Below are 6,052 nucleotides of genomic sequence, written 5' to 3' on the forward strand. Positions count from 1 at the left end.
CCCCCTCCCGATGCTCAAGAAGAGGCAGAGGATGGCGCCGCCGCAGGACAGCAGCAGCGACATGATGAGCAGGGAGAGTTGAATCATGGGTCCAGCCCCTCCAGCGAGGCGAGCGGCGTTTCAGGACTGACCGGTGCCGCCGCGGCCAGCGTGCGCTTGACGGCGGCAGCCTGGCGGGTGGCATCGGCGTCTGCCGCGTAAAGGGCGGCGGTTGGGCACACGCGCACGCAGGCCGGGCCGTCGCCGGAGAAGGCGCAAAGGTCGCATTTCACCGCCACGCTCCTGACGCCGATGTCCCAGGCCAGCAGCGGATCGAGCGCCGCCGAATGGCTGGGTGTCGCGGTGGCGATGCCGGCGACTCCGGCGATCCCGGTGCCGCTGGGCGTGATGGCGCCGAAGGGGCAGGCCAGCGCGCACATCTTGCAGCCGATGCAGGCCTGCTCATCCAGCAGGATGCTGTCGGCGGCATGGGTGATGGCGTTGACCGGACAGACGCGGGCACAGGGCGCGTCCTCGCACTGATGGCAGAGGACGGGGCCGGTGTCGTCGCCGATCCGCATGACGGTCAGCCGGGGATGCGCCTGCAGCCCCTGTTTCTTGTGTGCCTCGGTGCAGGCCGCCATGCAGGTGTTGCACCCGATGCATTTTCTCGGTTCCGCGATAACGAAGCGATTCATGTCCAAACCTCCGGCTTCCCGGGCGGGTGCGTCGAATCGGTCGATCAGGAGTTCCTTGGCAAAGCCCGGTAACAGGGAAAGCCCGATAAGAAAAGCTGATCGCCCAATAAGAAGACAGTATTGGCTCGCGCACGCCCCCACGCCGCCTGTTGTCACGGACGGTGTGGCAGAAGGAGAGCCAGCTGTTGCGAATCTTTGTCAAAATGGCGGCCGTTTTCGTGATCGCCGTTGACTTGCTCACGCTATTCCCGTGGATGACGCGATGTCAACTAGACACATAAAAAAAGTGGGTATAAGGTGCGCGACACAAAGACCGGGGGTCAGAAGGTGTTTTGATTGGTAAAATACCCCCAGTGAACTCTGATAAGAAAGACAGGATACTCGATAGGATCGGCTTATCGGCGTCGATTACTTTTAAAGATCGGGCGATAAGCGATTTCAATCGGACGTGAAGCCACCGGTGCCCGCAGCGGCCAACCGGCGCGTAACGCCAGGGAACAGTGAAGCGATGCCGGGGCGGCTCCGTCCGACGGCCCCCTCCGGCTGCCAACAAGGACGACGGGAATGAACAGATTCGTCACTGCCAACCCGAGCAAGTGCATCGGTTGCCGCACATGCGAGATCGCCTGTGCGCTTGCCCATTCCGAAGGAGCCGGCGTCGAAGGACTGGCGCCGGAAAGCTTCAAGCCGCGCATCCGCATGGTGAAGACGGCCGACGTCAGCACCGCGGTGATGTGCCACCATTGCGAAGACGCGCCCTGCGTCAACGCCTGCCCGAACAACGCCATCGTCTACCGCCAGCACAGCGTGCAGGTGGAGCAGGAGCGCTGCCTGGGCTGCAAGAACTGCGTGCTGGCCTGCCCGTTCGGCGTCATGGACGTGGTGACGGTGCCGGCGGTCCGGCAATTCGCCGGCCTGACGCTCAGCCTGGGCGTCAAGGCGCAGGCGCACAAATGCGACCTGTGCATCGAGCGTGGCGACGCCGGCCCGGCCTGCGTGTCGGTCTGCCCGACCAGCGCCCTGACCCTGATGGACCGGGAGGCGATGGACGAGACCCTGCGCCGCCGCCGGGAGCGCGCCGCGCTGGAAGCCGCCGAAGTCGCGGCCTGATCCACGGTCACCACCCCATCACAGCGGCCGGCGCACAGCCGGCACAATCGAGCGAACACCGAGGTCGAGATGGAAAAGCATATGGCGGTCTGCCCCTACTGCGGTACGGGCTGCAAACTGAATCTGCTGGTCGAGGGCGGGAAGGTCGTCGGTGCCGAGCCCCTCAATGGCGTCACCAATGAAGGGGAACTCTGCCTCAAGGGCTATTTCGGCTACGACTTCATCAACGACACCAAGCTGCTGACGCCGCGCCTGCGCAACCCGATGCTGCGCCGCTCGCGCGATGCCGCGTTCGAGGCGGTGTCGTGGGACGAGGCGATCCAGTACGCGGCGAAGAGGCTGGGCGAGATCAAGGCCAAATACGGTCCCGATTCGATCATGACCACCGGCTCGTCGCGCGGCACCGGCAACGAGACCAACTATGTGATGCAGAAATTCACCCGCGCGGTCCTCGGCACCAACAATGTCGACAATTGCGCGCGCGTCTGCCACGGCCCGTCGGTCGCCGGTCTGCAGGTGACGCTGGGCAACGGCGCCATGAGCAACTCGATCCCCGAGATCGAGCACACCAAATGTGTCCTGGTCTTCGGCTATAACGTCGCCGACAGCCATCCGGTGATCGCCAAGCGCATCATCAAGGCGAAGGAGCGCGGCGCCAAGATCATCGTCTGCGATCCGCGCAAGATCGAGACGGCCCGTCTGGCCGACCTGTGGCTGCCGCTGAACAACGGCTCCAACATGGCGCTGGTCAATGCCTTCGCCAATGTCCTGATCAATGAAGGGCTCTACAACAAGGAGTATGTCGCCAATTACACCGAGGGCTTCGACGAGTACAAGAAGATCGTCGACAAATACACCCCCGAATACGCCGAGGCGATCACCGGCCTGCCGGCCGACGACATCCGCGAGGCGATGCGCATCTATGCCGCGGCACCCTCCGCCACCATCCTGTGGGGCATGGGCGTCACCCAGTGGGGGCAGGGCGTCGATGTGGTGAAGGGGCTGTCGGGGCTGGCGCTGCTGACCGGCAATCTCGGCCGTCCCAATGTCGGCGTCGGCCCGGTGCGTGGCCAGAACAACGTCCAGGGCAGCTGCGACATGGGCGTGCTGCCGACCGAGTTCCCCGGCTACCAGAAGGTCACCGACCCGGAGATCCGCGCCAAGTTCGCCAAGGCCTGGGGGGTCGACTCGCTGCCCGGCGAGATCGGCTACCGCCTGACCGACGTGCCGCATCTGGCGGAAACCGGCAAGCTGAAGGCGATGTATGTGATGGGCGAGGATCCGGCCCAGACCGAGCCGGACCTGACCCAGGTGCGCAAGGGCTTCGAGGCGATGGAGTTCGTCATCGTCCAGGACATCTTCATGACGAAGACGGCGATGTTCGCCGATTTGATCCTGCCGGCGACCTCCTGGGGCGAGCATGAGGGCGTGTTCAGCGCCGCCGACCGCAGCTTCCAGCGCTTCACCAAGGCGGTGGACGCCAAGGGCGACGTCAAGCACGACTGGGAGATCATCAGCCTGCTCGCCACGGCGATGGGCTATCCCATGCATTACAACAACACCAAGGAGATCTGGGACGAGCTGCGTGGGCTGTGCCCGATCTTCTATGGCGCCACCTACGAGAAGATGGAGGGGCTGGGCGCGGTTCCGTGGCCCTGCCGCGACCTCGACTCGGCCGGCTCCAAGTATCTCTATGAGGGCAACGTCTTCCAGCGGCCGGGCGGCAAGGGCCTGCTGTTCGCCACCGAATGGCGCCCGCCGCAGGACCAGCTGACCGAGGAGTTCCCGCTGATCCTCTGCACGGTGCGCGAGGTCGGCCATTACTCCTGTCGCTCGATGACCGGCAACTGCGCCGCCCTGCAGACGCTGGCCGACGAGCCCGGCTATGTCACCATCAACCCGAAGGACGCCAAGGCGCTGGGCATCCGTGACCAGGAACTGGTCTGGGTGTCGTCGCGCCGCGGCAAGGTCATCACCCGCGCCAGCGTCACCGACCGCACCAACAAGGGGGCCGTCTACATGACCTACCAGTGGTGGATCGGCGCCTGCAACGAGCTGACCATCCACGCCGTCGATCCCATCGCCAAGACACCGGAATACAAATACGCCGCCGTCCGGGTCGAGCCGATCGCCGATCAGGTCTGGGCCGAGAATTACGTCCAGCAGGAATATGCGAAGCTGAAGGGCGGTCTCAGCAATGCGGTGACCCGTGCGGCGAAGAAGGCCCCGGCCTTCGCGTGAGGTTTGGGAAATCCCCCTCTCTCCATGTCCTGGGGAGAGGGGATTCCTCCCGCTTTCGAGACGAAGGACCCAGCCCATGCATGAGATCGCTCTCTGCCAATCCCTGCTGGAACAGGCGATGAAGGCACGGGAGACCAGCCCTTTCGCCAGGGTGGTCCGGGTCAGCCTGTCGGTCGGGCAGCAGAGCCGGGTGCAACCGGACGCCCTGCGTCACGCCTTCGACCTGCTCAGCCGCGACACCTTCCTGGAGGGTGCCGATCTGCGGATCGACCAGCCGCCGGGCGAGGCATTCCGGCTCGTGGAGATGGAGGTGTCCTGACCGAAAAAGATTTGTGGGCCTACGATGCGTCGCAATGCCGCTGCGGCAGCCCGCGCGGCGACGCCGATATATGACTCGTATCAATGATGTTGCTCGGGTCCTGATCGATAAGTTCCCGAACCACGCGGTGACAACGTGGCGGGAGGAGGCCCGGCATGCAGGAGAAGCTTGAGTTTCTGATCGCTCTGGCGACCGAGAAGCATTTCGGTCGTGCGGCGCAGGTCTGCGGCGTGTCGCAGCCCAATCTGTCCGCGGCTATCAAGCAGTTGGAATCGACCCTCGGGGTGCCGTTGGTCGACCGCGGTGCCCGTTTCATCGGCTTCACCGCCGAAGGGGAGCGGGTGCTGGATTGGGCGCGGCGCATCGTCGGCGACTACAAGGCGATGCGTGCCGAGGTCGAGACGATGAAGCAGGGGCTGACCGGCACGCTGCGGCTGGTGGTGGTGCCGACGGCGCTGCCGATGGTCCAGCGGCTGACCGCGACCGTCTGGTCGATGCATCCCGGCATCAAGATCACCATCGCCTCCCACAGCTCCACCGAGATTCTGTCCAGGCTGGAGAATCTGGAGGCCGAGGCCGGCATCACCTATCTCGACAACGAACCGCTGGGCAATGTGGACGAGGTGCCGCTCTATCATGAGCGCTACCATCTGATCACGGCGGCCGACGGTCCGCTCGGCGGGCGCGACAGCGTCACCTGGGAAGAGGCGGCGACTCTGCCGCTCTGCCTGTTGAACACCACCATGCAGAACCGGCGGATCATCGACCGCGCCTTCGCCGAAGCCGGGGTGCATGCCGAACCGATGCTCGAATCCAACTCCATCGTCGTGCTGACCAATCATCTCTGCACCGGCATGTGGTCGACGATCATGCCGCGGATCATGGCGGAATCGCTGCTGCTGCCCCCCAGCATCCGTGCCATTCCCATCGTGGCGCCGGAGCTGTCGACCCTGATCGGCCTGGTGGTCGCCCGGCGCGATCCGCAGCCGCCGCTGACCGCGGCCTTGATCGCCGACGCCCGCCGTCTGGCGCCCGAACTGGCGACGGTCGCCTGAGGGCGCCCGGTTCGGCCGATACTGCCGGCTCGCATAAAAATCGCGAGGGGATGGAAAAAGCGCTTGCGCCGGTTCGGTCGGACGGCCTATACACCGCCTCCCGCGACGCAGCACGGTCGGCAAGACAGTGTCGCTTCAAGGGAAACAGCGGTCTTCGCAAGTAACTGCCGAAATGCCTCGAAAAAAGAGGTTGACAGCGAAAGTAAAGACCACTAAATAAGCCGAACACGACGCGATGATCCAAGACGGAGCGTCGCTGAAATGTTCGGAAGCGGCGCTCTGGTGCTGCGGGTTCTTTGACAAGTTTATACCGTGTTGTGAGAAGGGATGCGCAGGCGGCGGCAGTTGGTAGCCGTTGCGGCCTTGTGGTGTTGGCTCTTTTGGGGATCGGCACAATGAGGATCGTCTGTGCATCTTTTGAGCAGAGAAACTGTGAACAGTATCGACGTTTCAGGAGATCGCTATCGGCGGTCCTGTCAGTCGTGACTTTGGTCACGATCTGAACCTGAGAGTTTGATCCTGGCTCAGAACGAACGCTGGCGGCATGCCTAACACATGCAAGTCGAACGAAGGCTTCGGCCTTAGTGGCGCACGGGTGAGTAACACGTGGGAACCTGCCTTTCGGTTCGGAATAACGTCTGAAACGGACG

Annotated in this window: 5 protein-coding genes and 1 rRNA gene; 5 read left to right on the forward strand and 1 reads right to left on the reverse strand. The window is 63.9% G+C overall.

Features of this window, described 5'->3' with window-relative positions; all coding sequences use genetic code 11:
* Positions 1–83 precede the first annotated feature (83 nt).
* The gene (locus tag I71_RS10930) at positions 84–677 is read right to left on the reverse strand and encodes a 4Fe-4S dicluster domain-containing protein (protein WP_042694852.1); all 594 of its coding nucleotides are present in this window, start codon (positions 675–677) and stop codon (positions 84–86) included.
* A gap of 564 nt (positions 678–1,241) precedes the next feature.
* Here I71_RS10930 and I71_RS10935 point away from each other — a divergent pair.
* From I71_RS10935 to I71_RS10955, 5 genes are all read left to right on the forward strand, one after another.
* Positions 1,242–1,787 carry a 4Fe-4S dicluster domain-containing protein gene (locus I71_RS10935; RefSeq protein ID WP_042694854.1) on the forward strand — a complete coding sequence of 182 codons (546 nt, stop codon included), beginning with the start codon at positions 1,242–1,244 and terminating at the stop codon, positions 1,785–1,787.
* 69 nt (positions 1,788–1,856) lie between these two features.
* On the forward strand, positions 1,857–4,028 hold the full coding sequence (gene fdhF / locus I71_RS10940; RefSeq protein WP_042694856.1) for a formate dehydrogenase subunit alpha: 2,172 nt from the start codon (positions 1,857–1,859) through the stop codon (positions 4,026–4,028).
* A 76-nt stretch (positions 4,029–4,104) separates the two neighbouring features.
* Positions 4,105–4,347, forward strand: coding sequence for a hydrogenase maturation nickel metallochaperone HypA (locus tag I71_RS10945; protein ID WP_083897092.1), 243 nt, complete (start codon positions 4,105–4,107; stop codon positions 4,345–4,347).
* A gap of 155 nt (positions 4,348–4,502) precedes the next feature.
* Positions 4,503–5,402 carry a LysR family transcriptional regulator gene (locus tag I71_RS10950; RefSeq protein WP_042694858.1) on the forward strand — a complete coding sequence of 300 codons (900 nt, stop codon included), beginning with the start codon at positions 4,503–4,505 and terminating at the stop codon, positions 5,400–5,402.
* 501 nt (positions 5,403–5,903) lie between these two features.
* Positions 5,904–6,052, forward strand: a 16S ribosomal RNA gene (locus tag I71_RS10955); the annotation flags it as partial.

The organism is Azospirillum sp. B506, from assembly GCF_000333595.1.
Classification (GTDB): Bacteria; Pseudomonadota; Alphaproteobacteria; order Azospirillales; family Azospirillaceae; genus Azospirillum.